Origin of the sequence: Vibrio algivorus (assembly GCF_030161215.1) — a bacterium.
Lineage (GTDB): Bacteria > Pseudomonadota > Gammaproteobacteria > Enterobacterales > Vibrionaceae > Vibrio > Vibrio algivorus.
Window position 1 is genome coordinate 92,334 of sequence record NZ_BSPV01000010.1, and the last position, 21,302, is coordinate 113,635.

Annotated in this window: 14 protein-coding genes; 4 read left to right on the forward strand and 10 right to left on the reverse strand. The window is 41.5% G+C overall.

The features are described 5' to 3' along the window. Positions 1-246: 246 nt before the first annotated feature. The 3 genes from rsmC to hemL all read right to left on the reverse strand — a co-directional run bounded on the left by rsmC (position 247) and on the right by hemL (position 4,070). Positions 247-1,269 (reverse strand): 16S rRNA (guanine(1207)-N(2))-methyltransferase RsmC, encoded by a 1,023-nt coding sequence (gene rsmC / locus QQJ93_RS15390; protein WP_089124847.1) that lies wholly within the window; start codon positions 1,267-1,269, stop codon positions 247-249. Positions 1,270-1,359: 90 nt separating this feature from the next. Next, positions 1,360-2,445 (reverse strand): AI-2E family transporter, encoded by a 1,086-nt coding sequence (locus QQJ93_RS15395; RefSeq protein ID WP_089124846.1) that lies wholly within the window; start codon positions 2,443-2,445, stop codon positions 1,360-1,362. Positions 2,446-2,777: 332 nt separating this feature from the next. Beyond that, a complete protein-coding gene (gene hemL, locus QQJ93_RS15400) occupies positions 2,778-4,070 on the reverse strand; it encodes a glutamate-1-semialdehyde 2,1-aminomutase (RefSeq protein WP_089124845.1) in 1,293 nt (430 codons plus the stop codon). A gap of 374 nt (positions 4,071-4,444) precedes the next feature. On the opposite strand from hemL, the gene erpA reads away from it, so the two are divergent. After that, entirely contained in the window at positions 4,445-4,786 is a 342-nt protein-coding gene (erpA, locus tag QQJ93_RS15405; protein WP_089124844.1) for an iron-sulfur cluster insertion protein ErpA, read from the forward strand. A 103-nt stretch (positions 4,787-4,889) separates the two neighbouring features. On the opposite strand, the gene shyC is transcribed toward erpA, so the two are convergent. After that, the gene (shyC, locus tag QQJ93_RS15410; protein ID WP_089124843.1) at positions 4,890-6,179 is read right to left on the reverse strand and encodes a peptidoglycan DD-endopeptidase ShyC; all 1,290 of its coding nucleotides are present in this window, start codon (positions 6,177-6,179) and stop codon (positions 4,890-4,892) included. A gap of 139 nt (positions 6,180-6,318) precedes the next feature. On the opposite strand from shyC, the gene tyrS reads away from it, so the two are divergent. After that, complete coding sequence (tyrS, locus tag QQJ93_RS15415) at positions 6,319-7,506, forward strand: tyrosine--tRNA ligase (RefSeq protein WP_089124842.1); 1,188 nt, start codon at positions 6,319-6,321, stop codon at positions 7,504-7,506. Positions 7,507-7,573: 67 nt separating this feature from the next. On the opposite strand, the gene QQJ93_RS15420 is transcribed toward tyrS, so the two are convergent. The 6 genes from QQJ93_RS15420 to gltB form a co-directional block, all read right to left on the reverse strand. Continuing rightward, on the reverse strand, positions 7,574-8,194 hold the full coding sequence (locus QQJ93_RS15420; protein ID WP_089124841.1) for a TRIC cation channel family protein: 621 nt from the start codon (positions 8,192-8,194) through the stop codon (positions 7,574-7,576). A gap of 79 nt (positions 8,195-8,273) precedes the next feature. Further along, complete coding sequence (locus tag QQJ93_RS15425) at positions 8,274-9,116, reverse strand: helical backbone metal receptor (protein ID WP_089124840.1); 843 nt, start codon at positions 9,114-9,116, stop codon at positions 8,274-8,276. Positions 9,117-9,223: 107 nt separating this feature from the next. Further along, a complete protein-coding gene (gene mtnN, locus QQJ93_RS15430) occupies positions 9,224-9,919 on the reverse strand; it encodes a 5'-methylthioadenosine/S-adenosylhomocysteine nucleosidase (RefSeq protein WP_089124839.1) in 696 nt (231 codons plus the stop codon). A gap of 58 nt (positions 9,920-9,977) precedes the next feature. After that, positions 9,978-10,415: a DUF1499 domain-containing protein gene (locus tag QQJ93_RS15435; protein ID WP_089124838.1), complete on the reverse strand. Its 438-nt coding sequence runs from the start codon at positions 10,413-10,415 to the stop codon at positions 9,978-9,980. A 100-nt stretch (positions 10,416-10,515) separates the two neighbouring features. Continuing rightward, positions 10,516-11,985 carry a glutamate synthase subunit beta gene (locus tag QQJ93_RS15440; RefSeq protein WP_089124837.1) on the reverse strand — a complete coding sequence of 490 codons (1,470 nt, stop codon included), beginning with the start codon at positions 11,983-11,985 and terminating at the stop codon, positions 10,516-10,518. Continuing rightward, complete coding sequence (gene gltB / locus QQJ93_RS15445; RefSeq protein WP_089124836.1) at positions 11,978-16,522, reverse strand: glutamate synthase large subunit; 4,545 nt, start codon at positions 16,520-16,522, stop codon at positions 11,978-11,980. Before gltB ends, QQJ93_RS15440 begins: the two co-directional genes overlap by 8 nt. A gap of 609 nt (positions 16,523-17,131) precedes the next feature. On the opposite strand from gltB, the gene QQJ93_RS15450 reads away from it, so the two are divergent. Together QQJ93_RS15450 and arcB are read left to right on the forward strand one after the other, a co-directional pair. Next, positions 17,132-18,880, forward strand: a complete 1,749-nt coding sequence (locus tag QQJ93_RS15450) for a PAS domain-containing protein (protein ID WP_089124835.1) — start codon at positions 17,132-17,134, stop codon at positions 18,878-18,880. Continuing rightward, on the forward strand, positions 18,877-21,255 hold the full coding sequence (gene arcB / locus QQJ93_RS15455) for an aerobic respiration two-component sensor histidine kinase ArcB (RefSeq protein ID WP_089124834.1): 2,379 nt from the start codon (positions 18,877-18,879) through the stop codon (positions 21,253-21,255). The genes QQJ93_RS15450 and arcB overlap by 4 nt, the downstream gene beginning before the upstream one ends. The last annotated feature ends 47 nt before the right edge of the window (positions 21,256-21,302 follow it).

Sequence of the window (21,302 nt, forward strand, 5' to 3'; positions counted from 1 at the left end):
AGCTGATTTAAGTGGGTTAGGTTTAGTTTAACTTAGGTCTAATAAAGAAGACACATTGTCGGTGATATGTCTTTTTACTATTTTATACACGAATAGTTAAGTAAGCTTGATTTTCGGCAGCAAAAAAGGTGATCGACCGCTATGAATATCAATAAAATGTCAAAATTGTGGGGTAGGTACGGATAATAAAAAGCGTGATACTGAAAATTCAAATATCACGCTATCAGAGCCGGTTGAACAGTGCTGCTATTTTTGAGCGAAGTAAATGGAAAACTTGGTATTTTTATCTAGTGTTTCACATTCGCCAAAAGCTTTTTGAATAATTGGAGGGTATTTTAGAAAGTTATTGGCCACGATAATCATTTTACCTGCGTGGGATAAGTGGTTCGGGGCTTGGGAAAGTAAGCTTTCTGCCGCAGAATAATTAGTATCCAATCCTGAGTGGAAAGGTGGGTTACTAATTAAGTAGTCATATTTTCCTGTGATATCAGAATAGATATCTGAAGCAAAAACTTTTCCTTTTAGACCGTTGGCTTGTAAGGTTGCTTTGCTTGATTCAATCGCAAGCGCACTGATGTCACACATTTCTAGTGAGATGTGTGGATTACGAGTGGCCATAACACTGCCGATTACGCCCGCACCACAACCAAAATCGAGCACTCTTCCTTTTAAATTCGGTAAGGTTGCTAGCAGTAGTTCACTGCCTTTATCAAACTCACCATGACTAAACACTCCAGGTAGACTTTTAATCGTTAAGGTATCTTTACCTATGGTAATTGGGTAACTCTTGTACCATTCTGATAGGGTGAAAGGCTTCGCTGGAGTCTGACACTGCCCCCAGTAAAATGAACAGCGTCTGGCTGAGTCGTACTTTTTAATGATGCCATATTGAGCAAACATCTTTTCGATACTTTTCACACCAGAGCGGTTTTCTCCTACCACACAGATTTCGGTGTCGACGCCAAGTTTGTCCATCAGCATTGCGAGTAAATATTCAGCCTCAGCTTTTGCTTTTGGCCAATATAACAGTAGCATATCAGCTTTAGTTTCAGCCTCTAATTGTGCGCCAAAATAGGATTGAATATTGGACGTGTTTTCAAATTGCTTATGGTAACCATAATGAGTAGTAAAGATGGATACCGATTCACAGTGCTTCATCAATTCAAGACAGAATAAATCTTCCGCTTCACCGGCAATTAAAACATGCTTACCTTGAAAGTACTCTAGTTGACGTTGGGCGATCTGGCTTGGCGCTGTGTATGTGGACATGGATATTCTACCTAGTAATAAAACAGGCCTGATTTTCTCATAATCAGGCCTGGATACCAATCGAAACAATAGCAGTCTGTTTCTATGATGTTAGCTATTATCTTGCATATTGAGAAAGTGTTTAAACTCTTCTTCATACATTTTAAATAGCACCATGGTTATCGCAAAAATGAGCGGACCATAGATCAAACCGATCAAACCAAATAACTGAATACCGCCTAGTAAAGCAAAGAAGATCATCAAAGTATCCATACCTGCACTACCTTGCATTAATAATGGGCGCAATAGGTTATCGATGGAGCCAATCACTGCTATTCCCCATACGACAATGAAAATTGCCCAGGTAACCTCTCCGGTGAGGAATAGATAAGCAGCAGCAGGTACCCAAACCAGAGCCGTTCCTACTACAGGAATAAAAGAGGCAGCCCCAATCATAGTGCCTAAAAATAATCCGGGTAGTCCAACAATCCAAAATGCCAATCCACCAACTACCCCTTGTGCAATCGCGGTTAAGAAAGAGCCAAGAACGGCCGATTTTGAGACTTGTTCAATTTCACTTAATAGGCGATCTTCTTGGCTGCGTGATAATGGCAGAATATGGCGCATGTTATCGACCAATCTTTCTTGATCGCGTAGTAAAAAGAATAATACAAACAACATTAAAAAGAAGTTCATAATAAAGTTTGTAGCATCACCTAAAATACCTGCACTTATAGAGACTAAAGTACTTCCAAATTGAGAAATAAATTTTGCGGCGCGCTGAGCTAATTGTTGAGGATCGATATTATCAAAAGGCAAGTAATGATTAATGATACTTAGACCTTTCACAACATAAGGTTGGGCTAATGCATCTTGAATGCCTCCGTGGGTTGCCCAAGAGTAGATGGTTTGCGATAAGCTTGCTCCTTGCTGAACGATGGATGCAAAAATGGCGAGCAAAGGAAGCACGATCACAAAGGTTAATAATAGGCAGGAAAGAAAAGCGGTGCTATTACGGTGATTTGGCCAGCGTAAATTTAATTTATTGTGTAGCGGGAACACTAATAAAGAAATAATAAATGCCATGATGATCGAGTTGAGGTAAGGCGTGATCAATAAGTAGCAGGCATAAGCAGCGCCAAGTAGGGCAATGATCAGCACCCAATGTGTGGCTGTCATTCTAAATTTATTGGGCATGGATCTTCCTTGCGTAATAGTGGTCATCAGGAGTATGTTGTTACCAAAGCGTAAGCGATAACATTGTCACTATTATAATGGCGATAATTGGTAGAGTGATCAATCTAAGATTTTGAAATAACGGTATATGGGAGGTAGAGTTATGGGCTGTTGTGATAATAAAAATGGTTGTAAGAGCCAATCAAAAAAGTCGATACCATGGTTTACGTTATTAATTTCAGTATTAGTTATTTTAGTGGTGCTTAATTGGAATTAATCAGTGGTTAATTAGCAAACAAAAAGCGCTAGAGCAACTCTAACGCTTTTCCTTTATTCTTTATGGGGAAGTAGGACTATTTGTCTTCAGCCATAACAGCAAAACAACGTTCAGCGGCTTCAATGGTTGCTTCAATTTCACGTGATGAGTGAGCTAGTGACATAAAGCTAGCTTCAAATGCTGAAGGTGCAAGGTAAATACCGTGCTCCAACATCAGGTGGAAGAAACGTTTAAAGCGTTCAGTATCACATTTGGTCACATCTTCGTAGCAGGTAATGGTTTTTTGCTCAGTAAAGAAGAAACCAAACATGCCACCAACACGGTTAACGGTAAACGGAATGCCATACTTATCAGCGGCTTTCTTTAAGCCTTTCGTTAGCTGTTTAGTTCGCTTAGCGAGACGTGCTTCATTCTCTTCGCCTCGTAACTCTTTCAAACAAGCTAGGCCTGCCGCCATTGCGATTGGGTTACCTGATAAAGTCCCCGCTTGATAAACAGGGCCGGTTGGTGCGATATATTGCATGACATCTTTACGACCACCGAAAGCACCGACAGGCATACCGCCACCAATGACTTTTCCAAGGGTAGTTAAGTCTGGCTTAATATCGTAGTAATCCTGTGCACCACCTTGAGCAACACGGAAGCCCGTCATGACTTCATCAAAAATCAGTAGTGCTTTGTGTTCGTCACAAATCTCACGTAGACCTTCAAGAAAGCCTTCAACTGGTGGAATGCAGTTCATATTACCGGCAACAGGCTCCACAATGATACATGCGATTTGCTCTGGATTTGCTTCAAATAAAGCACGTACCGAATCTAAATCATTAAAAGTTGCGGTTAAGGTGTGCTTTGCAAAATCAGCAGGAACGCCAGGAGAGCTAGGTTGGCCTAGAGTTAATGCTCCTGACCCTGCTTTTACTAATAAGCTATCTGCATGACCGTGATAACAACCTTCAAATTTTAGGATTTTATCTCGGCCAGTAAATCCACGAGCTAAACGAATCGCGCTCATAGTCGCTTCGGTACCAGAGCTTACCATGCGAAGTTGTTCCATTGATGGCACCATCTCTGAAACTAACTCAGCCATTTTTATTTCAGTTTTAGTCGGAGCGCCGAAGCTTAAGCCGCGTTCTGCTGCTTTGATGACGGCGTTGCGAATCGCTGAATTGTTATGGCCAAGGATCATTGGACCCCAAGATCCTACATAATCAATGTAAGCTTTGCCATCGGCATCAAAAATTAGTGCACCATCAGCACGTTCAATAAAGAGGGGATCACCACCCACACCGTTAAAGGCTCTCACTGGAGAATTAACGCCACCTGGAATGGTTTGTTGGGCTTTTTGGTATAGTTCAGCAGACTTACTCATGCTCTATCCTTAAATAATGCTATTTCTTTGCTGCTCTATCGGCTGAAAAGTCAGAGCTCGAGCAGATGAGATAATTTCAGTCGCATTGTATCTAAGCTGACGAGTTTTGCACTTTTTTCACCGAGGTTTTTGGCTATAGTTGGGATTTTCGGAGAAAAGATCTAATTTACAATAGAAAAAATCGTATTTAGTTTGATTCGGTATTCATACATCTGATCGCTTAATTTGGATTAACTCACGATGAATACTTGAACGATAAGGTCAGGTATTAGATAATCCAGTTATCTGAAATTCATTTCAATGATGAAGTGTGTTCTACCCAATCGTCGTGCCAAGTAGATAACTTGGTAACAACGCTAATGAGAGAGGTCGTCATGAGCGATGAGCAATTACCATTATCTTTTTCTGACACTGCTGCGTCTCGCGTTAAAGTGCTGATTTCTGAAGAAGAAAACCCAGATCTAAAATTGCGTGTATATATTACTGGTGGCGGTTGTAGTGGTTTCCAATACGGTTTTACCTTTGATGAGAAGGTTAATGACGGTGATACGACTATTGTTAAGCAAGGTGTGACACTGGTGGTGGACCCTATGAGCTTACAGTACCTAATTGGTGGTGTGGTTGACTATACCGAAGGCCTTGAAGGCTCTCGCTTCTTTGTGAACAACCCGAATGCGACTACTACCTGTGGTTGTGGCGCATCATTTAGTGTTTAACAGAAAACCTAAATTAAAAAATTTATAAATAATTCCAAGTAAAATGCCCAGTTGATTTAATTATCAACTGGGCATTTTTTATTTAAGGGTATATCAACTTTAATTATTTATCTTGAGCAATTAAACGATGATCATACTGGTTTAACTTATCAAGCTGTTGCTTAGCAAGTTTAACAAAACGGGTTTTTTTATCTCCCGTTAGCGACCTCGATTGAGGTAAATCCACAGTTCGTGGGTTTTTATGTATGCCATTGACCAAAAATTCATAGTGTAAGTGAGGGCCGGTTACTCGTCCGGTTCCACCCAGTGTTCCTATAGTATCCCCTTGTTTCACTCGCTGCCCAGTTTTCACTAAGCGTTTTTTCATGTGTAAGTATTTAGTGATATAGGTGTTGCTGTGACGCAAAAATACGTAATTGCCGTTAAATTGGTTATAACCTGCTTTTTCGACAATACCATCACCAGCCGCCCAAATTGCTGTGCCTACTGGAGCTGCATAGTCGGTGCCTCGGTGTGCGACTACTTTACCTGTCACTGGGTGTCGACGAGTTGGGTTAAAATTAGAGGTGACTCGACGAAAATCAATCGGTGAACGCAGAAAGGCTTTTTTCATTGCCCGACCATCGGGGGCGTAATAGTTGCCATCTTCTGGATTAAGAACGGCTTTAAATGTTGTGCCTTGGTTGGTAAATACCGCTGCTAGAATATTTCCTCCACCAATGTTTTTACCTTCAACAAATTGCTCTTCAAACAACACTTTAAAATTATCACCGGAGCGAATATCCAGCGCAAAATCAATATCCCAGCCAAAAATACCAGCCAAAGACATTATTTGGTTTGGTGTTAAGCCGGATGTCACTGCAGCATTCCAAAAATTAGATGTAATGGTCGCTTCGGCATGGTTGAAATGTTTATTGATCTCTTTCTTCTCAATATGCGATCGAAAGCCATCTTTGGTTTTTGATATGCGAAAAGATTGGTAAGCCGATATTGGTCGGATTAATTGGGTAAACTCATGGTTTTCATTAAAACCAAAAATGAGTTTATCGCCAGGGCGTAGACGTGACAGTTGATTCTCAATTTCTTCATTAGAAGACACAAGTTGATAGAGTAATTGAGCCGATAAACCAATTCGATTAAAAAGCAATGCGGTGCTTTCACCTGATTTAACGGTATAAGTTTCCCAGTCTGTAAATACTTTTGGTGGACTTTGCTGGATAAAAATGTCTTCAGGAATAACGAGTGGGTAGTGTTTTCCGACTTTTAAACGAGGTTCATGCTGAGTTAACTCTTCCATATCAGGTAAAGAAAACGCCACGAGAATGGTTAAAGCACTGATAAATCCGATCAGTACTTTATGAAAAATAGGTAATTGGCTGATGAATGCGCGCATTATTAAAAAAAATTCTGTTATTAAGGCAATTAATTGCTCGGAAAAATAAGATGAGCCAGTCTAACTGGTTTCCAAAAACAGCGCTATTGCGTATTATGTTCTGATACGTATTTTTACAGAATTGTTGGAGTAAATCTAAATGTCGAGCATTGAAGCGGCACTGGCTGAAATTAAGCGTGGTGTAGAAGAACTGATTCCTGAAGAAGAACTGATTGCTAAATTAAAAGAAGGCCGCCCATTAAGAATTAAATTGGGTGCCGATCCTACTGCGCCAGATATTCATTTAGGTCATACCGTTATTTTAAATAAGTTACGTGCCTTCCAAGAACTAGGGCACGAAGTGACATTTTTGATCGGTGATTTCACGGGTATGGTTGGCGACCCAACGGGTAAAAATACCACTCGTCCACCATTGACGCGTGAAGATGTTCTAGCCAATGCTGAAACTTATAAGCAACAAGTCTTTAAGATTTTAGATCCTGCGAAAACCAAAATTCAGTTTAACTCTGAGTGGTTATCGGAATTGGGTGCAGAAGGCATGATTCGTTTAGCGGCAAATCAAACTGTTGCACGTATGCTTGAACGTGACGACTTTAAAAAACGCTATTCAAATAATCAGCCTATTGCGATTCATGAATTTATGTATCCTTTATTACAAGGTTACGATTCTGTGGCGATGGAAACCGATGTTGAGCTTGGAGGTACTGACCAGAAGTTTAACTTGTTGATGGGACGTGAGCTGCAAAAATCTAGTGGCCAGAAGCCTCAGGTAGTATTAATGATGCCTTTGTTGGTTGGTCTAGATGGTGAGAAGAAAATGTCTAAATCTGCTCACAACTACATTGGTGTTAGTGAATCTCCGACTGAAATGTTCGGTAAGATCATGTCTATTTCTGATGTGTTAATGTGGAGCTACTACGAGCTTCTTTCTTTCCGTCCATTGGAAGAAATCGCGCAATTTAAAGCAGATGTGGAAGCTGGTAAAAACCCACGTGACGTGAAGATCTTGTTAGCTAAAGAAATCATTGCACGTTTCCATAGTGAAGCCGATGCGGATGCGGCGGAGCAAGAGTTTATTAATCGTTTCCAAAAAGGTGCGATGCCAGATGAAATGCCAGAGTTTGAATTTGAATCAGGTATGGCAATTGGGAACGTATTAAAAGAAGCGGGCTTAGTCGGCTCAACATCAGATGCAATGCGTATGATTCGTCAAGGCGCAGCAAAAATCGATGGCGCGAAAATTGAAGATACTAAGTTAGTACCAGAATCAGGTACTGCAATATACCAAGTCGGTAAACGCAAATTTGCGCGCATTACTATCAAGTAATATCACTTGGTTATATCAATCAAAGGGGGAGCTAATGAGCTCCTTTTTTGTGCCTATATCAAGCGAATTAGCTTTTCACTGATAAGGTTGGTAGAGATAGATGCCAACGTATAGCTGCTAAGCGAATGGTTAATGTTGTGACTACCCCTAGTAAAAATGCCGGTTGAGAGGGGAGACCAAAATATAAAGCGAGCGTATGGGTGATCCCACCAGCGATACATGCAGTGGCATAGATCTCACTTCTCAGCACCATTGGTATTTCACGAGCAAGAATATCGCGAATAATACCTCCGCCACAGCCTGTTAATACTCCCATGATCACTGCGATCATCATTGAGTCTTGTAGTAATAAGGTTTTTTCAACGCCAATTCCAACAAACACGGCTAAGCCAATGGCATCACAAACCGGCAGAATATACCAAGGCAGTTGTTTGGGTTGTCTGACGAGCAATAGTGTGGCTAGGCAGGTAATAAAAATCACCCATAAATAATTATTATCGATGATCCAAAATACTGGCGTTGCGCCTAACATCATATCGCGAATCGAGCCGCCGCCGATGGCTGTGACACTGGCGAGGACTACCATGCCAAAAGGATCCATTTTCAATCGAGCCGCAAGTAGTACTCCTGAAATGGCAAAGATGGCAGTGCCGAATAAATCAAACAAATACAGTAGGCTGGTATCCATGGGGTATGGTCTTCATTCAGGGTTGAGGAGGTTAAAGTTGGCGCAGATTCTACTGGTAAAAACGGTTCACGCCAAATGGTTATTTTTTGCGAGCTTTATCAAAATAGCCACATACTTGTTTTATGGCTTTTAAGCTACGCATGGTTGGGCGTGATAGCCAATCAGGGTTAACCGACCAGATGAAATTATGTTTAACTGCTGGTATCTGCGGCCAATTTTGCCATGTTGCGTCATTATTGGTAGCCAGATGAGAATTAAAAATCACCTCAGGCTGTAAGGCGATAACTTGCTCTATGCCAACTTGTGGATAAGCAACTTTGGTATTTGTTAAGACATTTTCTCCACCACAAATCTGAAAAATATCAGTCGGCCAATTAGGGTCAGTGACTGACATCATCGGCTTTTGGCTGAGTTGATAAAAATAGCGAATTTTGGCTTGATTTTGATATTGAGAGCGTAGTTGAGTCAATATAGATTCAAACTTGGTGGCATTATTTTTCCCCACCGATGAGTCTTCAGCCCACAGACTCAGTTGCCTTAAGTTACTTGGAATATCATCCAAGCTTTCAATTGATGAGTAGTAGATAGGAATGCCAAATTTTTCTAATTGATCGAGTTCACGAGAGTTTGCATTTTTTTTCCATGCGATCACGAGATCGGGTTGTAGCACTAAAATACGTTCTAATTTGATGCCTTGGTAATTAGCTACTTGCTCGATATCTTTGGCTTCTGGTGGGTAATCACTTGCTTGGCTTACTCCAACCAGTTTATCGCCAAGCCCTGCAGAAAAAGCGAGTTCAGTAGCATGTGGTGACAGGGTTATCACGCGCTGTGCAACATGGGGAGAAAGTGGGGTAGCGAATATTTGTGAGGATAAAAATAGCGCCAATAAAGTCAGAGGCGTAATTGCACGAGTGTACATATTCTATGGTTTCCTCATCCTTGATTTAATATAACCATGAGAGGTTTCATGGCTATATTGATACCCAAGCTATTTGAAAATAAATCACTTGGGTATCAATCTGTTATTTATTGCATTTGAGCAAGCATATTGATCACCATTTCTGATGAACGTTTGGCGGCAAGTGGTAGAAACTCATCAAAGCTCATTGGTGATTCTTTATCAGCCACATCAGAAATGGCACGCACAACCACGAACGGTGTACGGAACTGATGACAAGTTTGTGCAATGGCTGAGGCTTCCATTTCTACTGCAATCACATTAGGGAAATGCTGACGAATAAACGCTTGTTTTTCTGGCGTACAAACAAAAGTATCACCGGTACAAATTAAACCGCGTACCGCATGAGTATCTTTCATACCTTGAAGCGCTTTTTCTACGATCTCAATTAAGGTTGGATCCGCCGCAAAAGCCGCTGGTTGACCGGCCATTTGACCAATTTCATAACCAAATGCAGTGACATCGGCATCATGGTGACGAACTTCTGTTGAGATCACCACATCACCTAAATTTAAACTTGGATCAAATCCGCCAGCAGAACCTGTGTTAATAATGACGTCAGGTTGGAAGCATTCAATTAATAGAGTGGTACCGATACTGGCTGAGACTTTACCAATACCAGATTGCAGAAGGATAATTGTCACATTATTAATGCTGCCAGTATAAAAAGTGCAACCACCTTTAGTTGTTGTTTCACAGCCAACTAGTGATTCTTTTAGTATCGCAACTTCTTGTTCCATTGCGCCAATAATGCCAACTTTCATAATCTATCTACTCTATATGGGTCAAAGATGGCGGGATTGTAGCATAACAGATTTAATTTTAGGTGCTTGGTTTGAGTAAATTAGCTTCAATTAACTTTTGACGTAATGCTTCTACACGGCTTTTATTTACACCAAAATCAGAGTAACCAACGCGAGATTTTGAGCGAACCTGAAGTTGTGAACCTTGTTTGACAATGTGAAGGTCATCAACAAAGCGGAAAACTAGGCTGGTGGATTCTAAATGTAAGCGATCATCGGTTTTTTTGACCGTTTTGGTTCTTTTTAAGGTCAGTGCCACTTGTTCTATTTCATCGATAGTTGTCGCTTCTGAAATGAGTTCAAATGGGGCAACTTGATAATCACTTCTTAGCTCTTGAGTGGAAACACAGTTAGGTTTCGAGCTGCATAGTAAATCGGGATTATTATCTTTCATAGCATAACTCTGAGTACAACCAGTAAGTAATATAACCATAGCTAAGGTGCTGAGTTTTCGCATCTTTAATTACCTTTTTAATTTTAATACCTTGAGCTAATCATTGTCAGGATACGAAAAAGCCCCGAATTAACGGGGCTTTGGTATCATATTATTGAGTTGCTTACGCTGATTTCATCAAAGAATCGGCTCTTGCTTCGAGGTGTGAGTTACCCATTAGGTAAGCATCCACAGCACGAGCACATTCACGACCTTCATTGATACAGCGAACAACCAGTGATTGACCGGTACGCATATCACCTGCAGCAAACACACCTTTTTGATTGGTGGCGTAACCTTCGGCTGCGACATTGCCTCGATCATCAAGTTTGATGTCCAATTGGGCAAGTACGCCGCTTGGCTCTGGATGTAAGAAGCCCATAGCTAAGAAAGCTTTGGTACATGGAATGACTCGCTCAGAGCCTTCCACTTCTTTAAATCCTGGGCGTTCACCTGGTTTGGCGTCATCCCATACAATGTCTGCAATGCGTAATTCTTTTACATTACCGTTTTCATCGCCGATAAACTCTTTAGTCAAAATGTTCCAATGACGCTCACAACCTTCTTCGTGAGAAGTGGTGGTTTTCATGATCATTGGATATTGAGGCCAAGGTTGGTTAGCTGGGCGTTGCTCCGGTGGAATCGGCATGATTTCTACTTGAGTAATGCTTGCTGCACCATGACGGTTAGAAGTACCTACACAGTCAGAGCCGGTATCACCACCACCGATAACCACAACATGGTCATCTTTAGCATGAATTTCTTCACCTTTTAGATCCATGTTGTTAGCGCGGCGGTTGTTTTGACCTAGGAATTCCATCGCAAAATGGACGCCTTTTAAGTCGCGGCCCGGAATTGGTAAATCACGAGGAACCGTAGAACCACCGGTAAGCAGTATTACATCAAATTCTTGACGCAATTGCTGAGCATTGATGTTAACGCCAATATGAGCATTAACTTCAAATTTAACGCCAGCTTCTGCCATCAAGTCAATTTTACGGTCGATGACGTCCATGCTGAGTTTAAAGTCAGGGATGCCAAAGCGTAGCAAACCACCGACTTTTTCATCACGCTCAAATACGGTCACTGAGTGGCCCGCGGCATTGAGCTGTTCTGCAGCTGATAAACCAGCAGGGCCAGAACCGACAATCGCAATGGTTTTTCCTGTGCGTTTACGAGGTTTACGTGCTTTAGCAAAGCCTTCTTTATAGGCGCGCTCAGCAATGTTTTTCTCGATATTACAAATCGTAATAGGGTCTTGGTTAATACCCAGTACACAAGCAGTTTCACATGGTGCAGGACACACGCGACCAGTAAATTCTGGGAAGTTATTGGTGCTGCTTAGAATATTCCAAGCCTCTTCCCAGCTATCACGGTATACCGCATCGTTAAATTCAGGAATGATGTTCCCAATTGGGCAGCCGCTATGACAAAACGGCACTCCACAATCCATACAGCGAGAAGCTTGAGTATTGATTTTTTCACCAAACTCCTCATCGAGTACGAACTCTTTATTGTCTTGTATACGAACACTCGGATCGACTTTTTTCGGTAGTTCACGTCCGTGCTCTAAAAATCCAGTAGGCTTACCCATTGACGGCCTCCAACTCTTCCTTGTTTGCGGCTTGTTTGCGCTTTTGCAATACAGCTTTGTAATCACGAGGCATAACTTTTGCCAAGCTTGCTAGGTTGTTTTCAAAATCAGCTAAGAAGTTTTGCGCCACTGTACTTCCAGTGTACTCAACATGCTTGGTCAGCATATCTTTAATGAACGCTTTATCTTCAGCTTCAATTGGATCGACATCCACTAACTCTGGGTTGAGCTTCTTATCGAAGTCACCATCTTTATCCCAAACATAAGCCACACCGCCACTCATACCAGCAGCAAAGTTACGACCTGTTGAGCCAAGGATAATCGCTGAACCACCAGTCATGTACTCACAACCATGGTCACCAACGCCTTCAACGACTACGTGTGCGCCAGAGTTACGAACGCAGAAACGTTCACCAGCCATACCACGGATAAAGGATTGACCTGACGTTGCACCGTAGAAACATACGTTACCAACTACGATGTTATCTTCAGCAACTACTGTCGAACGGCGATCAGGGTAGAGTACTAATGTACCGCCTGATAGACCTTTACCCCAATAGTCATTGGCATCGCCTTCCACTTCAAACTTAACGCCTTTAGCAAGGAAAGCACCGAATGACTGACCAGCAGAACCGGTGAACTTAACGTTCATTGGTTTTGGTAGACCTTGGTCTTTATATACTTTCGAAATTTCATTCGACAGCATAGTACCCGTACTACGGTCGGTATTGATAATAGGGAAGAGAGCCTCTACCGCTTCACCTTTAGTTAAAGCAGGTTGAGCCGCTTCAATTAACTTACGATCCAATACCGCTTCTAATCCGTGATTTTGAGGTTTCTGATTGTAGATACCATCTTCAGCACGAGGCGGTTGAATATGTAATACAGGGCTAAGATCGAGGTTCTTATATTTCCAGTGTTGGATATCATCACGTACTTTGAGTTTGTGAGATTGACCAACCATTTCATCGATAGTACGGAAACCAAGTTCTGCCATTACTTCACGTAAACCTTCTGCCATGTATTGGAAGAAAGTCACGACATCTTCTACGCGGCCATCAAAGCGCTCACGCAAGGTTTTGTTTTGTGTTGCAATACCAACTGGGCAAGTGTTTTTGTGACACTTACGCATCATGATACAGCCTTCAACCACTAGTGCTGCGGTTGCTACGCCCCATTCTTCTGCACCAAGTAGTGTAGCGACAGCAAGGTCACGAGGTGTTTTCATCTGACCATCAGACTGAACAACGATACGGTTACGTAGGCCGTTTTTCAGTAGGGTTTGGTGCGTTTCAGCTAGGCCAAGTTCCCACGGTAAACCAGTGTGACGGATTGAAGACATAGGTGATGCACCCGTACCACCATCAAAGCCTGCGATTAGAACCACATCCGCTTTTGCTTTGGCAACACCTGATGCAATGGTACCCACACCAGCTTCTGATACTAGCTTGACGTTAACACGGCCGTCACGGTTAGCATTTTTCAGATCGTAGATAAGCTGAGCTAAGTCTTCGATAGAGTAAATATCATGATGCGGTGGTGGTGAAATTAAACCGACTCCTGGAGTCGAGTGACGAGTCGCACCGATCCAATCATCCACTTTATCACCTGGTAGCTGACCACCTTCACCAGGTTTCGCACCTTGAGCCATTTTGATTTGCAGCTCATCAGCGTTAGTTAGGTAGTAAGAGGTTACGCCGAAACGACCTGAAGCAACCTGTTTGATTGCCGAACGTTCCCAGTCACCATTGTCCTTTTTCTCAAAGCGAATTGGATCTTCACCACCTTCACCAGAGTTTGACTTAGCTCCAATACGGTTCATCGCAACCGCTAGGGTTGAGTGAGCTTCGTAAGAAATAGAACCAAAACTCATTGCACCTGTGGCAAAGCGTTTCAGAATATTCTCAATTGGCTCAACTTCTTCAAGTGGTACTGAGCCTGCTGGGTTTTTGATGAAATCTAGCTGACTACGTAGTGTTGCTGCGTTATCACCTTGATCATCAACAGTTTTAGCGTATTGCTTAAATTGCGCGTAATCTTTATTACGAGTCGATTGTTGCAACAATGAAATAGTTTCAGGGTTGAACAGGTGTTTTTCACCACGTTGTTTCCACTGGTAAACCCCACCCACATCTAACATTTGAATTGGTATTTCACGCGTTGGGTAGCCCACGCGGTGACGGATCAACACTTCTCGTGCGATATCGTCAATGGTTAAACCTTGAATACGAGACACAGTACCTGTGAAGTATTTATCAACCACAGACTTACTGATACCAAGCGCTTCAAAAATTTGCGCACCATGGTACGACTGCAGTGTGGAAATACCCATTTTAGAGAAAATCTTCAATAAGCCAGCATTGATGCCTTTACGGTAGTTATTGAAGTAGTCTTCAGTTGGGATCTCAGGATCGAGTTTTTTCTTCTTCTGAAGATCAACGATCGTTTCAGTCACTAAGTACGGGTTAACCGCATTGGCACCGTAACCGACTAGAGTTGCAAAGTGATGTGTCTCACGAGCATCACCTGTTTCGATCACGATGTCACATTTAGCACGTAAACCTTTACGGATTAGGTGGTGATGCACCGCACCAACTGCCAACATGGCTGGAATTGCCGCGTGGTTAGAGTTAGTTGCACGATCGGTTAAGAGAATAATCGAGTAACCATCTACCACTGCATCTTCTGCATATTGGCAAATACGTTTTAGGGCGCGCTCTAGTTTACCTGGCTCTTCGGTGGCACGGAAAACGATGTCTAATGTTTTAGCTTGCAAGTGCTCATTATCGATCGCACGTAGTTTCTCAAGCTCTGCATTAGATAAAACAGGTGACTCTAACTCTACTTTTCGACAGTGTTCAGGCGTTTCAGTTAGCAGGTTATGGTCACGACCTAGGTAGGTGTTAAGTGACATAACCATGCGCTCACGAATCGGATCGATTGGTGGGTTAGTTACCTGAGCAAATAGCTGCTTGAAGTAGTGTGATAAGTGCTGAGATTGGTGTGACAATATTGCTAATGGCCAGTCTGCACCCATTGACATCAGTGGTTCATAACCCGTTTCTGCGAGCACATGAATGATGTCGTTTACTTCTTCGCTAGTAATACCAAACGCTTGTTGATGTTGTAGTAAGCGAGCAGGAGAAGGTTGGTGATGCATGTTATCGGCATCAGGCAGAGTTTTTAGAGTGAGTAGGTTGTCTTGAACCCATTGCTCATAAGGCTTAGCGGTAGCAATACTCTCTTTTACTTCTTCATCAGAAATAATACGACCTTGTTCGAGATCGGCAACAAAGATACGACCTGGTTGTAAGCGGCCACGGTATTCAATGTTCTCTGGTGCGATTTCAACTGCGCCAGACTCTGATGCCATCACTAAGAAATCATCTTTGGTTACGGTATAGCGAGAAGGACGTAAACCGTTACGGTCTAGGGTTGCACCTACTTGAACACCATCGGTGAAACAAACAGAAGCCGGGCCATCCCAAGGTTCCATGATGTTGGCATGGTATTGGTAGAATGCACGACGGGCTGGATCCATGTTTTTATTTTCTTGCCATGCTTCAGGAATCAGCATCATTAAAGCGTGTGGCAAGCTACGGCCAGAAAGAACTAGCAGCTCTAATGCCATATCAAAGTTAGATGAATCTGAACCATTCTCTGAACAAATCGGCAGTAGCATGTCGATTTCGGCTTTTGAGAATAGGTTTGATTCTAGAATGGCTTCACGTGCCTTCATCCAGTTTAAGTTGCCGCGCACAGTGTTAATTTCACCATTGTGAGCAATATAACGGAATGGTTGCGCAAGACGCCATCTCGGGAATGTGTTGGTTGAAAAGCGAGAGTGCACAAGTGCTAACGCCGTCACCATAGTTGGGTTTTGTAGATCTAAGAAGTATTGAGGAACTTGATCTGTAGTGAGCTGGCCTTTATACACCAAAGTCTTGTAGGACAATGAGTTTATATAGAAATCATCGCCAATGTTAGACACGGACTCAAGACATACTCGAACCGTGTAGTTACGTAGTACATAAAGTTTACGCTCAAGCTCTGCTGGATCCATGCTCGGGCCACCAGAAATGAAAACGTGCTCGAACTGAGGTTCGGTGCTGAGCGGATCTTCGCCGATCATTGAATTATCAACAGGTAAAACACGGTAGCCTAAAATTTCAAGATCAAGGCGCTTAGCGTTACGCTCTAGAATATCGCGGCATTGTTGGCGTTTATGTTCATCTTTAGGGAATAGAACAACACCAACACCATATTTTTCAAATGATGGGAGTTTGATACCGAGTTTGACGGCTTCTTCTAAAAGAAATTCATGAGGCTTTTGCAGTAAGATACCTGCACCATCGCCACTACAAGGGTCACAACCTTGACCACCTCGGTGTTCCATGCGGGCTAGCATATCCAGCGCCTGTGTTACCACAGCGTGAGATTTACGGTTTTTTAAGTGAGCAACAAAACCGATCCCACAGGCATCATGCTCCAGCTCAGGAGTGTACAATCCTTGTGTACTTTGCTCTCTACTTACCATAGATACATCCTTCCAAGTTAAATGGCAGCTTAGCGAATCAGCGTCTATGCTTATCGACATGGCTACTTTGTCCTTTTATGTACTTATAATCTTCCTTACTGACATTGCTCGGTCTAGTAAGTGCGATTCCTTTCAATTATTCGCAGAAAACTATTTGCGAAAAAGTTATTTCTTAGTTCCTTTGGGAAGTAATACGAAACACTAGTGGTTTTTTATTCTTCCTTTCAAGGGAATGCTAGCGATTTATTCCTAAATATTGACGTGACATCTATCACGAAAAACACAGCATCGTGCCCCCATCCTACATTTTTGTACTATGTAATTCCAACGAAAGTTACACAAAAATGATTAATTTTTTTTCGAAATTTGCATATTAAAAGACTATAGGTTGACTATCATGTAGAAAATATGCTGTTTTTTTGAATTTTTATTTATTTTGTTTGCTCGTTGACTTGAAGGGAGTTGAATCATTACTACAGTATAAAGAACTATAGACATAAGTATTTTTAATTAAAGACAGTTTTACGGTTGAAATGTGAAACTATCCACCACAAGCAACCTATTTGCTTGTAATATATGTGAGTTAATTCTGAAGCGATATGGTGGAACATGGAGTGGTTTTCGTTGCTGGAGCGTAGCTTTGCACTAGATGCTCTGCTTATCCTATTATTTTTAGTGGTGCTTTATTATGTTCATCATACTCGCCGAGTAGAGTTAGTCTTTTCTATTAAAGATGCGCCTACTGCGATATTTTTGGTGGAAGCTCATACTGGTGTGGTAGTTGATGCAAACCGTAAGGCAATGCAGCAGTTATCAATACGCCAAGTAGGGCTACGCTTTTTACTTCCCGCTCGAATTTCTTCTCAACAGTTACTATCTATACTTGATGCTGCACGAATTAATCCGCATCAAGATTGGGAAATATCGGATACCAATAAACCCTCAATTCACTTTACTCAGCACTCTGCTCACTATCGGGGACGTAAAACGTTGGTTGTCCATGCCACTAAATCTCAATATGTCGAGCGTGATAGCAACCTTCCATTAATTTTAGAAGCGTTAAATTGCCTGTCAGAGCATATCTTCATTAAATCTGTAGATGGTGAAATGCTATTTACCAATCGAGCCTATGATAGATTTTGGTTGAATAGAAAAAACGAAGGGGTTGCCGCTGAAGATATTAATATCACCAATGGAGCAGGTTCATATCCGCGGTGGACGACAGATCCTAATGGGGATAGTTGCTTACTTGAAACTCACCTTATACCAATAATATCTGAAGATGATAGTGTGAAGGCGGTGATTGGAATTAGTCATGATGTTTCCGATTGGTATTATACTCAACAATCTTATTCAGACGAAATGGATAAACGACGTGTTATGGAACTTGATCTCGCTAGGAGTGAGACCTTACTACAGTCTATCCTACGCGCCTCACCCGATCCGATTGCGGTGTTTAATCAAAATCGCATTCATGAAGCCTGTAATCAGGCATACGCAGACTCCTTAGGCATAGCAAAAACCGAAGATATTATAGGCCATAGCCTCGATGAAGTTTTGCCATCACAGATCGCCAAACGATTTGCTGCGACAGACGCTAAAGTTCTAGAAGAAAAACAGACGCTTCACTTTATTGATAAGGTAACAAATATTGATGGTGAGCCTACCTGGTATGATGTATTAAAATCGCCTTATACAGAGCCCTTTACTGAAAATACAGGCTGTTTATTAATTGCTAGAGATGTTACCGAGCACTTTTTAGTTAAGCAAAAATTAGCTAAAGCAAATGAAGAACTACAAGAACTAAGCCACTTTGATCAAAAGTTAAAAATCCCCAATACTCGATATTTTTACAGCCAACTACAGGCAGTTTGGCAACTGCAGTTACGTCAAAAATCGCCTTTAACCGTTATGATTTGCTATGTGAATATTAATCATTGTGAACAAGCACATGATAGAGAGCAAACTAGCCCTGAGTTATTGGTGGTTATTGCTAAAACATTAAAAGAAGTGATTCAAAGAGGTGCCGACTTGCTTGCAGTTGGTGATTTTGAAGGTGAATTTTTGCTTCTTTTACCCGAAACTCAAGCACCTGCCTGTTTATTGCTGGCAGATAAGATCCATCAAACTATTGCTCAACTTAATATTGAGCATGGGACTTCCTCTGTATCGGAATGCTTCTCGATAAATGTTGGTGTCGCCAGTGGAATTCCTCGAAAGGATTTAAGTGCATTGTCTATTGTTGAAGCAGCTCGTCAAGCGCTTGATGCTGCTAAGTTGAGCGGGAAAAATCAAACTCAGCTTAAAACCTTACATTCTTCTCTACAAGCTAGTTCAGGAGATCAGACTTCATTATGAATGTGTTAAAAAACCTTGCCCAATACTATGTAGATTTATTGGTTAAATTGGGAATGGTTAAATTCTCTATGTTATTGGCCTTGGCGTTAGTGTGCTTTTCTGTTTTGCTGCAAGCGGTCGTCAGTCTAGTGTTGATTGGACACATAGAGAATATCGTAATTATCCGCTCGGTATTTTTTGGTTTATTAATTACTCCTTGGGCGGTGTATTTCTTAACGGTTGTGGTCGATCAGCTTGAAGAGTCTCGCCAGCGTTTAACTAAAATGGTCGATAAGTTGAAAGATATGCGTCAACGCGATCAACAATTAAATATAGAGCTGCAAAATAATATATATAAGTTGAATCAAGAGATTAATGAAAGAAAGAAAGCAGAAGAAGCTCGTTTAGAGGTTATGCAAGATCTTGAAAATGAGGTTTATCAACGAGAAAGAGCACAAGTAGAGTTGGCTGAACGTACTGCTTTATTACGCTCTTTTTTGGATGCTTCACCTGATCTTATTTATTACCGTAATACAGATGGTTTGTTTTCTGGTTGTAACCGTGCTTTTGAAGAATTAGTTGGATTAACAGAATCTGAATTAGTGGGGTTATCGATATACGATGTATATAAAGATAATTCGACCCATCAGCAAGTAGAAGAAACGGATAAAACGGTTTTTCTAGAGAACCGAGAGTTGGCCTACGATCTGTGGCTTGAGTACCCTGATGGTAAAAAAGCGTACTTTGCATTCCGTAAATTACCGTTTTATAACAAGTCAAACCAATTACTTGGCTTGGTGGGCTTTGGGCGAGATATTACCGATCGTAAGGCTTATCAAGATGCACTACTTAAAGCTAGCCAAGATAAAACCAAGTTTATTTCAACTATCAGCCACGAACTAAGAACGCCTTTAAACGGTATTGTCGGGTTAAGTCGCATATTACTAGATACGAAGTTAGATCAAGAGCAGCGACAGTACATGCAGACAATTAATATCAGTGCCATAACCTTAGGGCATATATTTAATGATGTAATTGATCTTGATAAGTTTGATCGTAAAGAACTAGAGCTTCTTCCTACTGCAACCGACTTCCATAGCTTTATAACTGACATTGAAACAATTTCTTGTTTAATGGCTGAACAAAAAGGACTAACGTTTGAGCTCGATCGCCTAACCGATATTCCGCCAGCGATTATGGTGGATGCAACTCGATTACGCCAAGTGTTGTGGAATTTAGTTAACAATGCGATGAAGTTCACCAAGCAAGGTGGTGTGACCATAAATGTTAGTGCTGATGTGGACGGGGATGTTGCCAATATAGAGTTTGAAATTGAAGATACAGGTATCGGTATTCCTGAACATGAAATTGATAATATCTTTGGGATGTACTATCAAGTGAAGTCAGGTAAAGATAACTTACATGCAGTAGGTACCGGTATTGGACTAGCGGTTTCTCAAGAGTTTGCTCATCGTATGGGAGGCGAAATTAGTGTCTCAAGTGAATTAGGGTTTGGTAGTACCTTTGTCGTATCAATTTGTGTGCCAATCACGCAAATAGAAGAAGCTATTGGTCATGTGGAATATCAACCGAGTTTACGTATTTTTATGGTGGAAGATATTGAGCTTAATGTCACTGTAGCCCGCTCAGTATTAGAAAACCTAGGGCATAGTCTTGAAGTGGCGATGTCTGGAGAAGAGGCGCTTAGATGCTTTAATCCAGAAGATTATGATTTGATATTTTTAGATATTCAACTGCCCGATATGACCGGCTTTGATATTGCTCAGCAGCTTCGACGTACTTATTCGCAACTGCCACCATTAGTCGCATTGACTGCCAATGTTATGAAAAATAAGCAAGAATACCTTGAAAAAGGCATGGATGACGCAATTAGTAAGCCATTATCGATTAAAGATATTAATCGGGTCATTGGCAATTTTTTTGGAGGTAGAGTGGATGAAGATAAAGCTTCAGGAAATAAATCTATCCCTAAAATAGCAGTAAACTCGCCAAATACTGAAGTGATGAGTCAACAAGAGGAAAATCAACTGTCGGTGATTGATACTGAAATGTTGATCTCTTATCTTGATATTGTTGGCAAGCAGCCTGTTTTAGATAGCCTACTGATGTTTGAGCAAACTATTCCTGATTATATGCAGCAACTTAATCAGTACCTAAAGCTGGGCGATGATGAGAACTTAGTTTCTGAAGCCCATAAAATAAAAGGTGCAGCGGGCTCGGTTGGTTTACAACGAATTCAGCAACTTGCTCAACTAGCTCAAACACCAGATGCAGAGGAATGGCGAAAAAATGTCGCTGGCTGGGTTGATAAAATGAATCAATATTACCAACAAGATATCCATACCTTAAAGGCATGGATAGAGCAGTACTCATAAAATAAAAGGCCTCGCAGTCTCTTTTTATTAAAGAGGCTGCGAGGCCT